The sequence below is a fragment of the Pseudoalteromonas sp. CNC9-20 genome (assembly GCF_022347875.1).
Lineage (GTDB): Bacteria > Pseudomonadota > Gammaproteobacteria > Enterobacterales > Alteromonadaceae > Pseudoalteromonas > Pseudoalteromonas ruthenica.
Genome location: NZ_JAKRFS010000011.1, coordinates 1 through 16683 on the forward strand (window position 1 = coordinate 1; position 16683 = coordinate 16683).

Annotated in this window: 17 protein-coding genes; 6 read left to right on the forward strand and 11 right to left on the reverse strand. The window is 48.4% G+C overall.

What is annotated here, in order from left to right; all coding sequences use genetic code 11:
• Positions 1-630: 630 nt before the first annotated feature.
• The 11 genes from MHM89_RS18440 to MHM89_RS18490 form a co-directional block, all read right to left on the reverse strand.
• Positions 631-1464: a chemotaxis protein gene (locus MHM89_RS18440; protein ID WP_239409430.1), complete on the reverse strand. Its 834-nt coding sequence runs from the start codon at positions 1462-1464 to the stop codon at positions 631-633.
• 73 nt (positions 1465-1537) lie between these two features.
• Positions 1538-2620, reverse strand: coding sequence for an ABC transporter substrate-binding protein (locus tag MHM89_RS18445; RefSeq protein WP_239409431.1), 1083 nt, complete (start codon positions 2618-2620; stop codon positions 1538-1540).
• Positions 2621-2628: 8 nt separating this feature from the next.
• A complete protein-coding gene (locus MHM89_RS18450; protein WP_239409432.1) occupies positions 2629-4692 on the reverse strand; it encodes a GNAT family N-acetyltransferase in 2064 nt (687 codons plus the stop codon).
• Positions 4670-6835, reverse strand: a complete 2166-nt coding sequence (gene uvrD, locus MHM89_RS18455) for a DNA helicase II (protein WP_239409433.1) — start codon at positions 6833-6835, stop codon at positions 4670-4672. Before uvrD ends, MHM89_RS18450 begins: the two co-directional genes overlap by 23 nt.
• Positions 6836-6977: 142 nt before the next feature.
• Entirely contained in the window at positions 6978-7190 is a 213-nt protein-coding gene (locus MHM89_RS18460; RefSeq protein ID WP_239409434.1) for a GNAT family N-acetyltransferase, read from the reverse strand.
• A 12-nt stretch (positions 7191-7202) separates the two neighbouring features.
• Complete coding sequence (locus MHM89_RS18465) at positions 7203-7415, reverse strand: hypothetical protein (RefSeq protein ID WP_239409435.1); 213 nt, start codon at positions 7413-7415, stop codon at positions 7203-7205.
• Positions 7393-8085 carry an HAD-IA family hydrolase gene (locus tag MHM89_RS18470; protein WP_239409436.1) on the reverse strand — a complete coding sequence of 231 codons (693 nt, stop codon included), beginning with the start codon at positions 8083-8085 and terminating at the stop codon, positions 7393-7395. Before MHM89_RS18470 ends, MHM89_RS18465 begins: the two co-directional genes overlap by 23 nt.
• A 2-nt stretch (positions 8086-8087) precedes the next feature.
• Positions 8088-9020: a tyrosine recombinase XerC gene (gene xerC / locus MHM89_RS18475; RefSeq protein ID WP_138589264.1), complete on the reverse strand. Its 933-nt coding sequence runs from the start codon at positions 9018-9020 to the stop codon at positions 8088-8090.
• Positions 9017-9628, reverse strand: coding sequence for a DUF484 family protein (locus MHM89_RS18480; RefSeq protein ID WP_239409437.1), 612 nt, complete (start codon positions 9626-9628; stop codon positions 9017-9019). The genes xerC and MHM89_RS18480 overlap by 4 nt, the downstream gene beginning before the upstream one ends.
• A complete protein-coding gene (gene dapF, locus MHM89_RS18485; RefSeq protein WP_239409438.1) occupies positions 9625-10455 on the reverse strand; it encodes a diaminopimelate epimerase in 831 nt (276 codons plus the stop codon). Before dapF ends, MHM89_RS18480 begins: the two co-directional genes overlap by 4 nt.
• A 66-nt stretch (positions 10456-10521) precedes the next feature.
• Positions 10522-10707 (reverse strand): lipoprotein, encoded by a 186-nt coding sequence (locus tag MHM89_RS18490; RefSeq protein WP_022943589.1) that lies wholly within the window; start codon positions 10705-10707, stop codon positions 10522-10524.
• 146 nt (positions 10708-10853) lie between these two features.
• On the opposite strand from MHM89_RS18490, the gene cyaY reads away from it, so the two are divergent.
• The 6 genes from cyaY to MHM89_RS18520 are packed head-to-tail and all read left to right on the forward strand — an operon-like array spanning position 10854 to position 16660.
• Positions 10854-11174, forward strand: a complete 321-nt coding sequence (gene cyaY / locus MHM89_RS18495) for an iron donor protein CyaY (protein WP_026110922.1) — start codon at positions 10854-10856, stop codon at positions 11172-11174.
• Positions 11175-11834 carry an alpha/beta fold hydrolase gene (locus MHM89_RS18500; RefSeq protein WP_239409439.1) on the forward strand — a complete coding sequence of 220 codons (660 nt, stop codon included), beginning with the start codon at positions 11175-11177 and terminating at the stop codon, positions 11832-11834. It begins immediately after the preceding gene.
• Positions 11835-11856: 22 nt separating this feature from the next.
• Positions 11857-12732, forward strand: a complete 876-nt coding sequence (locus MHM89_RS18505; RefSeq protein WP_239409440.1) for a DUF2914 domain-containing protein — start codon at positions 11857-11859, stop codon at positions 12730-12732.
• An 18-nt stretch (positions 12733-12750) separates the two neighbouring features.
• Positions 12751-13692, forward strand: a complete 942-nt coding sequence (gene hemC, locus MHM89_RS18510; protein ID WP_239409441.1) for a hydroxymethylbilane synthase — start codon at positions 12751-12753, stop codon at positions 13690-13692.
• 15 nt (positions 13693-13707) lie between these two features.
• Positions 13708-15546 carry a uroporphyrinogen-III synthase gene (locus tag MHM89_RS18515; protein WP_239409442.1) on the forward strand — a complete coding sequence of 613 codons (1839 nt, stop codon included), beginning with the start codon at positions 13708-13710 and terminating at the stop codon, positions 15544-15546.
• A gap of 1 nt (position 15547) precedes the next feature.
• Complete coding sequence (locus MHM89_RS18520; protein WP_045979490.1) at positions 15548-16660, forward strand: heme biosynthesis HemY N-terminal domain-containing protein; 1113 nt, start codon at positions 15548-15550, stop codon at positions 16658-16660.
• The last annotated feature ends 23 nt before the right edge of the window (positions 16661-16683 follow it).

Here is a 16683-nt window from a genome sequence, read left to right on the forward strand (position 1 = left end):
ACCCCATGCCGAACTCAGAAGTGAAACGGAACTGCGCCGATGATAGTGTGGGTTCGCCCATGTGAAAGTAGGTCATCACCAGGCTCCTAATTAGAGAGACCCGTTGCAGAAGTGCAGCGGGTTTTTTTATGCCTGTAGGCCAGGCTTCAGCCTTGCATCACCTAGTCAGGGTAAACCCTGACCTACAACAGAACGAAACACCCATCACCACACCTGTAGGTAAGGCTTCAGCCTTGCATCATTGAGTCAGGATAAATCCTGACCCACAACACAGTGTCACCGGTCATCGCATCTGTAGGCAAGGCTTCAGTCTTGCAACACCCTAGTAAGGGTAAACCCTGACCTACAACAGAACCAAACAACAGAAAAACCCCACACCTGTAGGCAAGGCTTCTAGCCTTGCAACATCTAGTCAGGGTAAACCCTGACCTACAAACACAGCGAAACACCTGTCATCATATCTGTAGGCAAGGCTTCAGCCTTGCTTCACCCTAGTCAGGGTAAATCCTGACCCACAACACAGTGTCACCGGTCATCGCATCTGTAGGCAAGGCTTCAGCCTTGCAGCACCTATTCAGGGTAAACCCTGACCTACAACACAGCAACCTAGCCAGGATGAACCTCTACTAATCAGAATAATCCATATGCGGGCGTTTCTTCTGGACTGTGAGAAAGATGTTCAGGCCTAAAAATAGCACTGGGCTCTATGATCACTGAGTGACTATCGCCGAGCTTTATTAATCCGGCCATCATATGTTTGGTTTCATTATCTATATTGAACCCAACCGACGTTAATTCACTTAGTGACTTAATATCATCTCGCTCTACACTGATGCTGTCTTCCACTCTGTCTATCAGCAAACCAATATAGGGGTTTAGACCATCTTTAGTGGTAAAAACGATGATAGGCTTATAGTTGTATAAGATCTGATCTTTGGCGGTTTCTAATAAGCGATTGAGATGAGCGAAGCTGTGATGCTTTTCATAGCTCAATATTTCACGCCCTTGTTCTTGTGTGGCAGTGCGCACCAATTTAGCTTGCTCTAATAGACGCTGATGGCTATCACTTAAGCGCTGTAGGATATCCTTTAGGTCACTGTCGTGGGCGTGCATATTTTGGTACCAGCGCACAAACTGACGAATCTCATCGTCGTACTCGTTGGTCATGGCTTGGGTATTTTCTACGGCGTTCTCCAGCGCTGTAAACCACGTTTTATTTAATGTAATAAACTGGTCCAACTTATGCGCCAAGTTTGCATTACTCTGCTTTGTGGAGACACCATTGAGCATAATACCTAAATCGAATACCGGTGTTGGTATATCCATATAGTCTTTAACCCCGAGAAACGCTTTGTGCTCATTAGGAAGGCTGGTGAGGTTATCGTCGTAACGCTCAGTGAGTAAGATATCAAGGATCTTTAAAGAGATGGTTTTAGCGCCAATACGAAAATTAACAAAGTCCATAAAAGTCTAAGAGTTGCTCGCAATCGTTATTCTAAAGCTTAGTCTAGATAGACTTTTTAACCAGCAAATACAGTTAATTAAGTGGAACGATGTAACTATTCTCACCAACGGGCTTTGAAAGCTTGAAGAGTGTTGCAAGCTGCGGATCTTGAGAGCTGATGAGTGCGCCATTTTGAGCAATGCAGGATGGCATAGGGGCTTGCTTTTGCAGGCAGAATTCAGCAATGAGTGTCATCGCATAAGCATTTAAGTAACCTTCAAAATGTAAGCGATTAGCGTTACTCATGCCTGCGGCGGAGAAATCCCGCCGAAAGGCGTCACATAGGGGTTGCTGACACGTGTTAGGGTCGGCCACTACTTCTGTGACTATAGCTCGAGAGCTTTGCTTAAGGTGAGGCCGTAATGCACTTTCGGAAGTAAATGACATTGCCGCGAACCAAGGTTCCTGCCCTTGTTCTGCTGCGGTATTTATAAACTCAGCAACCGGAACGTAGGTTCCTATCAATACGATGGCATCAAGACGCAGAGGCAAAAGCTTCTTTAGCGCGATGGCTAAATCTTGTGTATTGCGCCGAAATCGTGCCGTTTGTTTAACAGCTAACCCTTTGCTGGCTAGTGCTTTTAGGGTGCTAGACCCTGCTTCGAGACCAAACTCATCAGCCTGAATAACTATCCCCACACTTTTTACACCTCGATCTTTAAAGTACTGGGCATGAGCCATAGCTTCATCGTCGTAGCTAGTACGCAGATTAATAACGTTGGATGTTTCTAGATTGCGCAGAAAAGCTGCTCCAGAGTAGGGAAATAATAGCGGAACTTGGTGTTTGGAAATTAAATCGACGATGGCTGCAGTAGTCGGTGTCCCCATATAGCCAAACAGGGCATCGACCTTTCTTTGTGTGATGAACTCATGGGTATTAGCCACAGTATTAATTGGCTCATAACGATCATCCAAGACCGTCAGGTTGATGATGGTATCACTGTGTCTATTATGATTATCAAAGTAGAGTTGGGCGCCAATCTTAAGTGCCTTACCAATTTCTTGTGCGGGGCCGGTGAGTGCACATGACATGCCCAAACTCAGAGATTGCTTTTGCTTCGTCGCCACGGGCATTGCAACGTCAAGGGTGAGCGAAAGCAGTAGAGCACTGAGCATGCTGATCCTTAGGTTAGTATTTGTGAAGCTAAAGCTATTAATACCTTATTAGTCTGCTTTTTGCTTTGCTGCAAATCAACCACCCGCTTATTTATACCTAAGGTATGCAAGATAAGCGCTTGGGCTTCATCGTCCACGTTGAACAGCAATGACCAATTACCTGCGATTGCGCGGTACAGGGCTCCGTAGCATAGGTTCAATGGTATCTCATTATTCACAAAGCGAGTTAGACAAAGCCTGTCCGCTTCGGTGAGTGGCCTTGTTGGCGCTTCTTTTAACAGCTGTAATGTTAACTTTGGTGCTATGTCATTAAAGCAGTGGCTTAGCAACAGTGGCATATCTTGGCACCAGCTCTGATTCAGATTTGCAACACTCGAAGTACCTAGGCTATTGAGACCTTTTACCATTAATGCACTGTGTTCACCACTGACATGGTCGCGTTTACTACCTAGTTTGATAGTGCGATAGTTGGCTGATTGCCAAAACGAGAGTAGCGCTGCATGCGCGCCAAAGCTAGTACCAATAACCGCTACCTGCGACTGCCGTAAGTCCTGCTCGATAAATGACAGCAATAAATGACCCAACCCTTGATGGTGCAGCTCGGGTACAATGGCGATGCGCACTATGCGTGCATAACTTAATTGTCCGAGCTGTGCTTCGCCGGACATATTAATCATACTTTGCGCTAATAGATGGCCTTGAGGACGGCGCTGGCCGATGGCGATTGAGCTTGATATATCCTCGTCTAATTCCCCCTCTATGCTGACAAGGGCCACGCCAATAATCTTGGCGCCATCCCGGCAGATATAAAGGTGTTGTGACGGTGCATCAAGCAGTTGCCGCAAATCGTTGGCGGACGTCTGGTAGTGAGCGAGTACCAATAAGGAAAAGCATTGCTCAAGTAAGGCGGCATCAGTCAGCAAGCTATGGGCTGGCACTTTAAGCAGCTCCACCTCGCTGTGGTCCACCCTTTGTGCGGGCATGGGTGTGCGCATATCCAGTAACAGCAGTCGGTTGATGCTTTGCTCTAGTGGATCGCCGTTAGCAAAACGTATGGGGGTAACCATATTGAAGGTGCGGTGATTCTTATAGGCTTTTTTCAAGAAGTCTAAAAATCGCAATGTATAGCCGCGACCGCTGCCTTCATAGCCAGCCATAGTACTGGCAAATACAACCCGAGGATAAAGCGTTAAGAGTTGCTTTAGTATTGGAATGGGTATGGTGGCCGCTTCATCAACAAACAACACGTCACACTGTGGTTGCTCACTGATTAATTTATCCGGCGGCATAAATCGTACGTTGGCCAGTTGATTGCCGTTGTCTGCATCGAGTTGTGTCTGCTCTGCTAAGTGCTTAAAAGCGCTGTCGAGGGAGCGGCGCTGAATGGCACAGAGGATGATATCTTTGTCAGGCAGTTTCGCGGCACTTATGCCAAGTGCAGCTGATTTCCCACGACCCCGATCAGCGCTGAGCACCAAAGGCCGATTGGCACGCCCTGTGGCTGTTTTGATGATCATCGCTATAGCTTGCTCTTGCTCGCTGTAGTCCGGAGAACTTGCGGTCGTGTAAGTTAGCGATTGATAAGTAAGTGCTTGGTGAGTTTGCGCTGATTGACAGAGGCTAAGTGGCTTACAGTCGACTAACTGTTGCTCAAACCAGTGCCAAAACAAGCAGCTCTCGGGTTGAGGGTGGCCATAAGGCAGAATTTTATTGATACCAGGGTCGACAAAATCGTGGGTATTTTCTGGCAGCATAACGACCATCAGGCCCCCGGCTTTAACAGTGCCAGCGGCTGCGGCTGCCTTATCGGCATAAAAGCCGCTGTAGCAATCGTAGGCAACAAAGCTATGCTCTTGTCCAAGAATTTGATGCAGATGCTCCGGCCATTGGTTATCAACACAGTGGTTAGATTTACTTAAAGTGAGCCAGTCGCTGTCGGTATCCTGTTGCAAATATTGCAGTTGCTGTGTGCACCATGACGGCTCACCCCGCAGCAGCAGCAGTTGTCGCCAACGCCGCTGGGTTAAGCCACTCAGTAACGAGGCTAGCTCAGATTGCTTGTAAGCGCGCATAAGCGGTGACCAACCATTTGCTACCAACATCGTCGAAGTTTACTTGTACCCGTGACTGCGGGCCAGCTCCTTCGTAATTAAGCACGGTGCCCTCACCAAACTTAGCATGGAGAACTCGCTGGCCGAGGCTAAAGCCACTGTCGGCAAACGCTGCTTGAGTCAATGAAGGGCTAAAGCGGTTAGCTTGTTGCGGCGCTGAGATTTTTGTTTTAACACGGATCTCTTCTACACAGTCTTCCGGCATTTCTCGTAGGAACCGTGACGGGCTGTGATACTTTTCTTGGCCATATAAGCGCCGGCTTTCAGCGTGGGTAATATAAAGTTTATCCATGGCTCGGGTCATGCCCACATAACATAGACGGCGCTCTTCTTCTAAGCGACCACTTTCCTCTTGGCTTTGTTGTGATGGGAACATGCCTTCCTCTACACCGACCATAAATACCAGTGGAAACTCTAAGCCTTTGGCAGAGTGCAGAGTCATCATTTGCACTGCGTCTTCGTGCTCTTCGGCTTGACCCTCTCCGGCCTCTAAAGAGGTATAGGCTAAAAAGCCTTGCAGTGGTGAGGAAAACTCTTCATCAACGGGTAATTCATATTGCTCGCAAGCGTTAATAAGCTCTTCTAAGTTTTCCACGCGAGCACGACCTTTCTCGCCTTTTTCGGCCTGATACATGGCCATCAAACCGGTATTCTCTATGGTGTATTTTGCCTGCTCTGCGAGGGTCAACTCAGCAATACGCTGCTCCACCCCCTCAACCAACTCAATAAAGCGATTAACTGCCGTGGCGGCGCGACCAGACAAATGTTTCTGCTCTAAGATAGCCTTGGCGGCATACCATAACGGCAGCGACTCGGCTCGGGCACAGTCACGAATATGACTGAGCGTCTTATCGCCAATGCCTCGAGTTGGCGTGTTGATCACACGCTCAAAGGCGGCATCATCTTGACGATTACTCACCAGGCGCAAATAACATAATGCATCTTTGATTTCTTGGCGCTCGAAGAAGCGCATGCCGCCATAAATACGGTACTTTAATCCCTCTTGTAACAAGGCTTCCTCTAAGACTCGAGATTGCGCATTGTTACGGTAAAGAATTGCGGTATCGGTTAGCGCGTTGCCCGCATCCATCCAGGTTTTTATTTTGCCAACAATAAAGCGCGCTTCATCTAGCTCATTAAAAGCAGCATAAATGGAAATAGGCTCGCCTTGATTGCCGTCGGTCCACAGATTTTTACCCATGCGTTCTGCGTTATTCTCAATCAGAGAGTTCGCCGCTTTCAAGATGGTGGCAGTCGAGCGGTAATTTTGTTCAAGACGAATGGTATCGGCGTCGAAGTCGTCCAAGAAGCGTTTGATATTCTCGATACGGGCACCACGCCAGCCGTAGATACTTTGATCATCATCGCCGACAATCATCATGCTGTTGGTATCGCCTGCGATCAGTGCAAGCCAGCGGTACTGAATGGTATTGGTATCTTGAAACTCATCCACCAGAATATGCGCAAAGCGCTGTTGATAATGGCGCAGCAGAGTGGGGTTTTGCTGCAGTACCTCGTAGCATCGCAACAGTATTTCTGCAAAATCGACCAGTCCGGCGCGATCGCAAGCCTCTTGGTAAGCTGAGTATACACGCAGCAATAGCTGCTCGTTGACATCATAGGCTTGAATGTCACCCGGGCGCAGGCCCTCATCTTTTTTGGCGCTGATATACCACGCAAGGTGTTTGGCTGGCCACTTCTTCTCATCAATATTCATGGCCTTGAGTAAGCGACGGATCATTCGCTGTTGATCATCGCTATCAAGAATTTGAAAAGACTCAGGTAGCTTGGCTTCGCGGTGATGGGCGCGCAAAATACGGTGTGCCAAGCCGTGGAATGTGCCTACCCACATGCCGCCAACGGAGCCTTGAATGGTCTGCTCGACACGAGCACGCATCTCTTTTGCGGCTTTGTTGGTAAAGGTTACGGCGAAGATGCTAAAAGGCGAGGCTCCTTCAACTTGAGTAAGCCAAGCGATGCGGTGCACCAAGACCCGGGTTTTGCCCGAGCCAGCTCCTGCTAATACCAGCATATTTTGCAACGGCGCTGCTACCGCCTCGCGTTGCTTGTCGTTTAAGCCATCAAGTAATTCAGATACATCCATCGCCGCTTTCCACCTGTCATAATTGCCACCAGTATAACAAGAGTTCCAGCTTGGCTAAATAGAATACTGTTTTTATAACCAGTGCGCTGTCTCTTTGTCATTAACTATGGTGTTGCAGGCCCGACACTGGCACTTGATGGCTTTATAGCAGCTTGCTAAATACAATCTTAGTATCGGCATCAATTTGGCTGTTAGCAGTGAGTTGTAGGTACTGATATTTCGCCAACATGGCACGCATAGCGCTAAAGCACAGCATGCTCTTAACTTGAATTTCTTGATAGCCATGGGCTTTGGCCCAGCGCTCTTGATATTGCAGCAGCGCCCTGGCTACCCCTTGAGAGCGATAACTGGGCACCACACCGCCAAGTCAGCTATAAAAACATTGTGGTGACAACGCAAAGCCCAGTTTAAAACCGATAATATGATGTTGTTGATAGGCCACCAAGGCAAGAAAGGGGGCTGCTGCGATCTTTCGCTCATAGCGAGCTAGGCTGGCCCCAGTGGCAAGCTCTGGAATACGACGCTGAGCTGTTAAACACTCGGACAAACTAACCGGTTTAAGTGAGAATCTCGAGCTCATGGATATCGCTAATCTCCATATCCGCTAGCCCCTTGTACTGGTAGCTAATCGATTGGTTATTGAGCCATACACTCTTGCAACCAGCATTATTAGCGCCTTGTACATCGGTGTCTAAGCTATCGCCGATATGGATTATTTGCTGCGGTATGACTGCCATTGCCTGCGCTGCTTTGTGGTAAAGGTCGCTATAAGGTTTAGCACGACCGTCTGGGCCGGCCATAAATACGGCATCAAACTGGCCATGAAGGTTAAAGCGGGTGACATCGACATTGCCGTTGGTGATGGCTATCAGGCGAAAGCGTTGGCGCAAAGTGTCCAGTAATGCCAGCACACTGTCGGCAACAACAATGTTACTACGGGCCTCGGCAAACGCCCGATAGGCATGTTCAGCATGGCTGTTGTCAACGCCCATGTGCTTCATGGCGTGAGTAAGTGCCTGCTTACGTAGGGCGGTAACATCATGCGCTAATGCTGGCTGCTGCATTAACGCCTGCTCGCGACAGTATTGCCAAAAATCAGCTTCTTGCTCGCGCCATTGCGGCAATGTTTGTAAGTAATCATGTTGCGCCTGCAGTGCAGCCTTAATAACCGGATGATTGTTATACAGCGTGTCATCCAAATCAAAACTGAGCACTTTGGCTTGCTCTAAGGCGCGATTGAATCGAATCATAGTTACTTCTGTTTTTTGGCTCTAGGGTGGGTATTATCATACACCTTGGCAAGGTGTTGAAAGTCCAAATGGGTATAAACCTGAGTGGCGGACAAGCTGCTGTGTCCAAGCAACTCTTGCACCGCGCGCAAATCACCACTGGACTCAAGTACATGCGAAGCAAAAGAGTGGCGTAGTTTGTGTGGATGTACCTGGGCACTAATCCCTTGTTTGACACCCCATTCCCGCATGCGCTCACGTACGTGACGAGCAGAAATGCGCAACTTGCGCTGTGATAAAAATAGCGCATCAGAGTCTTGGCCGATCAGCGCTGGGCGTATTTTTAGCCACGAGTTTAATGCGCTAATGGCTTGGCGGCCCACAGGAACAATACGCTCTTTACGGCCTTTACCTAGGACCCGAACTTCTCCGCCACGCACGTCTATATCGGTTACATTTAAGCTCACCAGTTCGCTGATCCGCAAACCACTGGAATACATCAGCTCCATCATGGCTTTATCACGAACTGCCAGGGGATCATCATCATCAATATCCAACAATTGATGCATTTGGTCTACATCTAAGTTACGAGGCAGGGGCTTATCGAATTTTGGCCCTTTTACGTACTGCGCCGGGTTGTCGTGGTGCTGGTGGTAAAGCTTCAAATAGCGAAAAAAAGCCCGCAGACAACTTAATTTTAAACTGACGGTACGTGCACTTAGGCCTCGTGCTCGCAATGACATGGCGAACCGGCGAATATCATCCGCGCTTAAGGTCAGCCAACCATCACGCTCTTCATGATAATACCGCGCCACTTCAAGAAGTTGTCGTTGATATTGTTCTAAGGTGAGTGGCGAATATTGTTTTTCAAAACGAAGATAATCACTGTACGACTGGACAGGTGTGGCCCAAGTGTCAGCCATGGTCGAAAATGTTAGCGCCTGCGACTCGCTCATGAACTGGTAGCGAGACGCTCTTGTAATGCTTTCACAAACTCGAAGATAAAAAAGCTGTCCTGCGCGGGCTCAAAATGCAGTTCATCTTCGCTGGCAAATGCGAGCAATGCCAAGGGCGTATCCGGCTCACCAATTAAGTACAATGCCGCGCTCTTGCAGGTATGATTAAAGATCAATGCCTGCTCTTGCTCCGAGAGACGTCCAAGATAATGGCCTTGTGCGTGTAAACGGCTATTTATTAGCGGTTGCAGAGCGTCATTGTACTGAACCAACTTGCACTCGTTAAGCTGCAGTTGCTCGCAAATAAGTTGCTCTAGGCTACTGGCAAGCTCGACAAACTCACAGTCACTCATAAGCTGGCGATGACAGGCACTGAATACTTGGTAAACCTGTTCGTTTTGCTTCGCTTGACTTACAAGTTGTTGTAATTGTTCTTGAAGAGCAAGGTTTTGTTCTCTTAATAGCTGCTGCTGGCGCAGTTGTAAGGAAGCGACGCTCTCATGCTGAGAGCCAAAGTTCATACAAGCAAATACGCCCGGATTTTCTAAAAAGAAGTCTGGGTTCTGTTGTAGGTATTCACTGACTTGCTGGGTAGTTAATTCGCTCATAAGGCTATTTGTCCGTCAAAAACATGCTCTGCGGGGCCAGTCATCTTGACTGGGTGTCCTTCACCTTGCCACCGTATTTGCAATGCTCCACCTGGTAGGTCGACCTTGACGTTGCGCCCAAGCTTGCTTTGCAACTGGCCGACAACGGCGGCTGCACATGCACCGCTGCCACAGGCTAAGGTTTCACCTGCGCCACGCTCCCACACTCTGAGTTTAATATGAGACTCGTCAATAATCTGCATAAAACCGACATTGGCGCGCTTTGGAAAGCGTTCATGCTGCTCAACAGCTGGACCTAGGGTGTGCACCTCGGCGGCAGTAATGTCTTCAACCTCGATCACACAGTGTGGATTGCCCATCGATGCGGCGCCCATAAATAATGTATGTTCTTGGTGGCGAAGAATATACGTTAGCTCACGCTTATTGGCTTGCAGCGGTATATCTTTGGGCTCTAATATTGGCTGCCCCATATTGACCGTCACTTGCCCGTCTTTTTCAATATACAGCGTCATATTGCCGCCTTTAGTGGAAACGGAGATTTTATGACGATTAGTGAGTCCCTTCATACGTACGAAGCGAGCAAAACAACGTGCGCCGTTACCGCATTGTTCAACCTCGTTGCCATCGGCGTTAAAAATGCGGTAATGAAAGTCTAAATCCGGTGAATAAGGTGCTTCCACCATCAGCAGCTGGTCAAAGCCAACGCCAAAATGGCGATCCGCCAAGCGCTTGATCTGGTCTCGGGAGAGAAAAATATTTTGGGTAACATTGTCCACGACCATAAAGTCATTACCCAAACCATGCATCTTTGAAAAGTTAACTAACATAACGCTTTATAATCGCTCACTCTATGCTGTTACTATGCCTACAAAGTTGCGCCAAGGCCATTGCTTTTACTGCTGTGGCGACGGCTCTGCGTTATCGTTTGCGGTTTCCTTGGCATTTAGCGGTGTTTCTGCTTGTTGGTTATCTACTTGTTCTTGTTGTGGCAAATAGAGCGCGCCGCTTTGACCACACGCACTGAGAAGCGTTAAGCTGGAGGCTGCAAGGATACGAAGCAAACGATGACTTTTGTACATAGCGATTCGATAGATAATTAATATGACTCGTTTTATAATCGCAGAGTAACAGAAAATACAAAAAATGTAGTCGTTGCTGTTGAATTATTTCCCATCGAACGTTACTGCGAGCATATAGGAGCGCAGCCACAATGAGCGAAACCACCATGACCGATACCGAATACCATCAGTTAGCCGATGCCTTGATGCTAACAATAGAAGAGCAGATAGACGATATTGATGCGGATTTAGATTATGAGTCTGCAGCTGGCATATTAGAAATTATCTTTGCTGATCGCAGCAAAATCGTCATTAATAAACAAGCGCCATTACATCAAGTTTGGGTCGCTACTAAGTTTAACGGACACCATTTTGAACTACGCGGCGATACTTGGATTGATAACCGCTCTGGTGCGGAATTTTGGCAGTTTATGTGTGATGCGGCGAGTAAACAAGCGGGTGTTGAAATCCGCTGGGAGCATGATTAAGTGAGTAGCTTTGACGGCGTGAGTGTGTTTGATGCGCCAGAGCACAAATGTACAGTTATCTGGCTTCACGGTTTAGGCGATTCAGGTGAAGGGTTTGCACCTGTTGCTGCACACTTAAACCTACCGGCGGAGCTCGGAGTCAAGTTCCTCTTCCCTCACGCCCCGGAGCAAGCGGTGACCATCAATGGTGGTATGGAGATGCGGGCTTGGTACGACATCAAATCTCTTGATCTAGATAAACGTGCAGATGCCCAAGGTGTGCAACAATCGGCGCAAAGTATCAGTGCATTAATAGACGAGCAGATAGCGGCCGGGATCCCTGCGGATAAAATTATTCTAGCTGGCTTCTCTCAAGGGGGAGTTATCGCCTTACACTTAGCGCCGCGTTACCATCATAAGCTGGCCGGTGTTATGGCGCTATCAACCTATATGTCTGAGCCTGAGCGCTTAACGGATGAGGCCCGCCATCGCGATCTTAATATTTTCATGGCTCATGGCGATTTTGACAATGTGGTGCCTTTAGAAGCAGGTAAACAAGCCTATACTTACCTGCAAAATGAAGGCATGAACGTATCTTGGCAATCTTACGCTATGGCCCACCAAGTCTGTGATGCCGAGCTGCACGCTATTCGACAATGGCTGCTTGAGCGACTAAGTTAATAATGATTCAGGAACAACGGTAATGGGACAAAAAATCGTGATCACAGCGAATATGAATAACAAGACTCAACGTATTGAGCGCAAGGAAGTGCAATATCAATGGCATTGGCGCCGCATCGTTGGTGCTGCAACGCTTGGTTTGTGTTCTGTGGCTGCGATTTGGTACCTAGCATTTACGCCTGCCAACGCCGAGCAGGGCGAGGTGAATACGGCGTCCTCCGATGGTATACAGAGTCAGGCTGAAGCGCCCAATGAAAGTGCGCAAGAGGTCACGGTTGCAAAAGCAGCACCCGTTGCGTTAGCTGCGCAGGCACCAGTACAACCGAGCCAGCCCCACAAAGAAGATGAAGTAGAGGCTGACTCAAAGAGCGCCATGATGGAGTCTGAGCAAACGCTGGTGGCACAAGTGAGTACCAATGAAACAAGCACTGTTGAGAGCTCCACGTCCGCGTCCTCAACTGAGGCACAGGCGAATGACACGGCAGTGGATGCGCCTGCGCCCGAGAGTGAGTTTAATACTGAGGCTAAAGTAGCAAGCTTGTCTCAAGGCACCAAAATTGACACCGACAAGGTAAGCCGAGCGGTGCTCACAACCGCTGTGCAAGACCGTGAACCGATTAACTCTCTTGGCCAAGAAGTAAAAACCAGTGACTTCCAGCAACAGCTGTTTTTCTTCACCGAATTACATGGTTTACAAGGACAAAAAGTAAAGCATGTGTGGTACTTTAATAACCAAACTATGGCCAACGTTGAGCTCGGTGTTCATACCACTCGTTACCGTACCTTCTCGTCTAAGAACATCATGCCAAGCCAGCTCGGCACATGGCGAGTAGAGCTGAGAGACGAAAATAATAAACTATTGGCTACCCGAGCATTTCGCTTGGTTGGCTCACGATAAATTCGAAGTAGGAATTTCATGACCAATTCGACCGCGCGAGTGCGTATTGCTACTCGCAAAAGCGCGTTAGCGCTATGGCAAGCTGAGTTTGTAAAAGCGCAACTAGAGCGTCATCACAGGGGTATTACCGTAGAGCTCGTCACCATGACCACCAAGGGTGACATTATTCTTGATACGCCACTGGCAAAAGTGGGTGGAAAAGGCTTGTTTGTTAAAGAGCTTGAGCAAGCGATGCTGGATGGTCGCGCTGATATCGCTGTGCATTCAATGAAAGATGTCCCGGTAGAGTTTCCCAAGGGTCTCGAGTTACACACCATCTGTGAGCGTGAAGACCCTCGTGACGCCTTTGTTTCGAATACGTTTGATAACATTGATAGCTTGCCTGCAGGTGCTATCGTCGGCACGTCCAGCCTACGCCGGCAGTGCCAACTTAAAGAGCAGCGCCCAGATTTAGAGGTGCGTGATTTACGAGGTAATGTGAACACCCGCTTGGCTAAACTAGATGATGGTCAATATGACGCCATTATTCTTGCTGCGGCCGGTTTAATACGGTTGCACATGCCCGAGCGTATTCGCAGTTATATCAGTGCTGAGCAATCACTCCCTGCCAATGGCCAAGGGGCTGTGGGTATCGAGTGTCGCAGTGATGATATGGCGATTAAGGCATTGCTAGCACCGCTGGAGCATCGCGAAACCCGGATTCGAGTTGATGCTGAGCGAGCGATGAATCGTCGACTTCAGGGAGGTTGCCAGGTTCCAATAGGAGCCTATGCCGAGCTCAACGAAGATCACGTTTATTTACGTGGTTTAGTGGGTTCGGTGGATGGTCAGCAAATTTTACGAGCTGAGATCTCCGGTCCCGCTTCTGAAGCTGAGAAGCTTGGTATTTCGCTAGCGGATGACCTGTTAGCGCAAGGGGCGGGAAGTATTCTTGCCGAAGTATATGGCGAACTAAAATAATACGGATTTATTACTATGGCGCATATAGTGGTCACCCGCCCTCAAGGCAAAGGAGAAGCACTCGCTGAGCTGTTGATTGCTGCAGGTCATCGCGTCAGTACCACACCTGTGCTGCAGATTGACTATCTCTCAGTCGACGCAAATCAGCTGGCTACCCTCGATGAGGCTGATATCGCTATTTTTGTGTCGCAAGATGCTGTGCAAGGATTGTATCAACAGCGCGATACCTTACCCGCCAATTTGGCTTGCTTTGCGGTTGGACCCACGACCGCTCAAGCCCTTGAACAGCAATTCTCATGTAATGCCAAGGTGCCAAAAAAACACCATGACTCTGAAGGGTTATTGAGATTACCCGAGCTGCAGAAGGTTGAAGGTAAAACAGTCGTGTTAATCAAAGGCCGAGGTGGGCGCACTTTGATTGCCAAAACGCTGAAAGACCGAGGTGCTTTTGTTAACTCACTGGTGACTTACGAGCGCAAAGCTGTCAACGGTAGCAGCAAGGCATGGTTACAGCAGTGGCAGCAGCAGGGTGTTGAGGCGTTGGTAATCACCAGTAACAGTGGTGCAGATGCTATTTTTGCTTGCCAAGATGAAAGCCTGTTACAGTGGCTTAAATCAAGGCAATTTTATATTGTAAGTGAGCGCACTAAGGCGCACTTAGTGCAGCTTGGGGTGAAAGGCGAGCAAATTAAGGTTGCAGCCGATGTCGACAACGAGGCCATTGCCGCATGTATTGGTGCCGAGCAGGAAGGAAACATGAGCGAACAACCAAAAAACACACCAAAGAGTGAGCCTGCGCCAAGCGCAACACAACCTAAAGCAGTACCATCACAGAGTAAACCAATGACACAAAAAATAAGTAAAACAGCCGTTCTAGCGTTGCTGGTGGCATTGGCTGCGGCTGGGGTAACTGGATATCAATATTGGTTACAACAGCAGGCGCAAGACCAAGAACAGAACCAACTACAACAGCATTTAGAGCAGCTACAAAGCGATAATCAAGCGCTCAACCAACGCCTCGAAGCATTGGCCAACGCTCTGCAACAACAGCAACATAGTGCTCAGCAATGGCAACGACAGTTTAGTGATAGAGTTAATGGTGAGCTAAGTGCTAATCAACGTGCCGTAGCTGGGCAAATAGAGCAAGCCATTGATGGCTTGAACAATCAGGAGCAACCGCCGTTAGACATCAACGAAGTGAAGCGCTTGGTCGCCATGGCTGATTTTCAACTTTGGTCGGAAGCGAACTACGCAGGCGCTGCAGCAACGCTGAAGCGACTCGATGCATTACTGGCAAGTTATCCTGGCAATGCCCAATTAAGACGCGCTATTCACACTGATTTACAGCAGCTGGCCAGCATCGAAGTGGCCGATGTTGAAGCGGTGGTGCTTCGACTTCACGGCCTTGGTGGGCAGGTCGATAAGTTACAATTTAATATGGTTGAATTGGCGCCTACCGAAAGCAATGGCGAGCAATCACAGGCATTGTCGGACAATGTATCTGATTGGCGACGCAATTTAGCTGCAACCTGGGATAAGCTGGTGGATGATTTTATAAAAGTGCGCAAGCGCGAGGCCGCTATAGAGCCATTATTAGATAACCAGCAGCAGCGACTTATTAAACAGCGACTTCACTTTTATCTTGATCAGGCAGGCTTTGCCGCTAGCCATAAACATCCCAAGTTGTATACACAAGCTTTGCAGAGTGCCGCCGATATCGTGACGCGTTACTTTAACCTGCAACAACCGCAGACCAGCCAGTTTTTGGGTCAGCTTAAACAGCTCCAATTAAAAACCTTGGTTCCTCAGCAGCCAGTTACGCTCAGCTCTGTTCAGGTTGTGGGGGAGTCTTAATATGGCGCGTTTATTAATTGTTTTTATTGTTATTGCTGCAGTTGCAGCGATAGCGCCTTGGCTGATAGACGAGAAAGGTTATGTTCTTATTGCGTTCGGTCAGTGGACTGTAGAGGGAAGCATTGTAAGCTTCACCATTCTTACTGCCTTGGCGCTGTTTCTTGGCTACCTAATTTACAGCTTGGTGCGCTATGGCTGGGGCAGTTACCGCAATTTGCGTCATGGCTTTTTCGCGCGCGCGAAAGAGCGCAAACAGGCCGTATTGGAACAAGCGATTTGGGCGCTGATTAATGACGACATGGAGCAGCTGCAACATACATTGAGCAAAGGCAAGGTGGAAGACCATTGGCAGGATTTTGCATTGGCAATGCGCGCCAAAGCAAGTTTGCGTCAAGATAAGCCAGATCTAGCCCTAAACTTGCTTGATGAACTCTCGGATACCAACCGTGCGAAGCCGGCAGCACTGTGGTTAGAGAGCCACTCAGATGCAGAGGTATTAGCGACCTTACGGCAACAGTGTAATAGTAAAAAAGCGACATCACAGCAGCTAAATTTGTATGCACAGGTGCTACTAAGATTACGCAAATACAGTGAATTTGCAGAGCTAGTGCCGCGTCTGGTGAAATCACAAAGTCTTAATGAATACCAATGGGACTGGGCGCTACGGCAATATTTCCAAGGAGCAGATAAAACTCAGCTCGATAAGCGCCAAAGTGAGCTGCCAAAGCATATCCGTGAGGCGGCGCATACACACTATTTACGTGCTGTTGTGCGCATAGGCGACATTGCGTCGGTGACTGATGCCCTGAAGAAGTTATTGAAACGCGGTGAATATTCGCAATTATTGTCTATCCTTAGTGAGATAGAGCAAGGTGACGTTGAAGCGCTGCAAAAGGCACTGCAACAAGAATTGAAGAAGCAACCTGACGAAGCAGAAATGCTATTGTGCCTCGCTTACTTGGCACAAAGCCAAGGAGAGCATGACCTCGCATCGCGTATTTTCGATAAGGTGCTAGCACAACAACAAACCCTGCCTCATCCGCAGCGTGCGATGCGTAGTTATCGCGCAACGCAGCAAGCTGAAAAAGCATTATTGGTTCTCGATCATAGCTAAGACTTAAGACCAGAAGCAGGGAA

What these genes read in the sequence shown, in the direction of transcription:
- dapF (WP_239409438.1), bottom strand. Translation starts at nt 10,455, where the DNA reads ATGTTAGTTAACTTTTCAAAGATGCATGGTTTGGGTAATGACTTTATG.
- MHM89_RS18470 (WP_239409436.1), bottom strand. Translation starts at nt 8,085, where the DNA reads ATGATTCGATTCAATCGCGCCTTAGAGCAAGCCAAAGTGCTCAGTTTT.
- hemC (WP_239409441.1), top strand. Translation starts at nt 12,751, where the DNA reads ATGACCAATTCGACCGCGCGAGTGCGTATTGCTACTCGCAAAAGCGCG.
- MHM89_RS18440 (WP_239409430.1), bottom strand. Translation starts at nt 1,464, where the DNA reads ATGGACTTTGTTAATTTTCGTATTGGCGCTAAAACCATCTCTTTAAAG.
- MHM89_RS18480 (WP_239409437.1), bottom strand. Translation starts at nt 9,628, where the DNA reads ATGAGCGAATTAACTACCCAGCAAGTCAGTGAATACCTACAACAGAAC.
- MHM89_RS18515 (WP_239409442.1), top strand. Translation starts at nt 13,708, where the DNA reads ATGGCGCATATAGTGGTCACCCGCCCTCAAGGCAAAGGAGAAGCACTC.
- MHM89_RS18445 (WP_239409431.1), bottom strand. Translation starts at nt 2,620, where the DNA reads ATGCTCAGTGCTCTACTGCTTTCGCTCACCCTTGACGTTGCAATGCCC.
- cyaY (WP_026110922.1), top strand. Translation starts at nt 10,854, where the DNA reads ATGACCGATACCGAATACCATCAGTTAGCCGATGCCTTGATGCTAACA.
- MHM89_RS18465 (WP_239409435.1), bottom strand. Translation starts at nt 7,415, where the DNA reads ATGAGCTCGAGATTCTCACTTAAACCGGTTAGTTTGTCCGAGTGTTTA.
- MHM89_RS18450 (WP_239409432.1), bottom strand. Translation starts at nt 4,692, where the DNA reads ATGCGCGCTTACAAGCAATCTGAGCTAGCCTCGTTACTGAGTGGCTTA.
- xerC (WP_138589264.1), bottom strand. Translation starts at nt 9,020, where the DNA reads ATGAGCGAGTCGCAGGCGCTAACATTTTCGACCATGGCTGACACTTGG.
- uvrD (WP_239409433.1), bottom strand. Translation starts at nt 6,835, where the DNA reads ATGGATGTATCTGAATTACTTGATGGCTTAAACGACAAGCAACGCGAG.
- MHM89_RS18490 (WP_022943589.1), bottom strand. Translation starts at nt 10,707, where the DNA reads ATGTACAAAAGTCATCGTTTGCTTCGTATCCTTGCAGCCTCCAGCTTA.
- MHM89_RS18505 (WP_239409440.1), top strand. Translation starts at nt 11,857, where the DNA reads ATGGGACAAAAAATCGTGATCACAGCGAATATGAATAACAAGACTCAA.
- MHM89_RS18520 (WP_045979490.1), top strand. Translation starts at nt 15,548, where the DNA reads ATGGCGCGTTTATTAATTGTTTTTATTGTTATTGCTGCAGTTGCAGCG.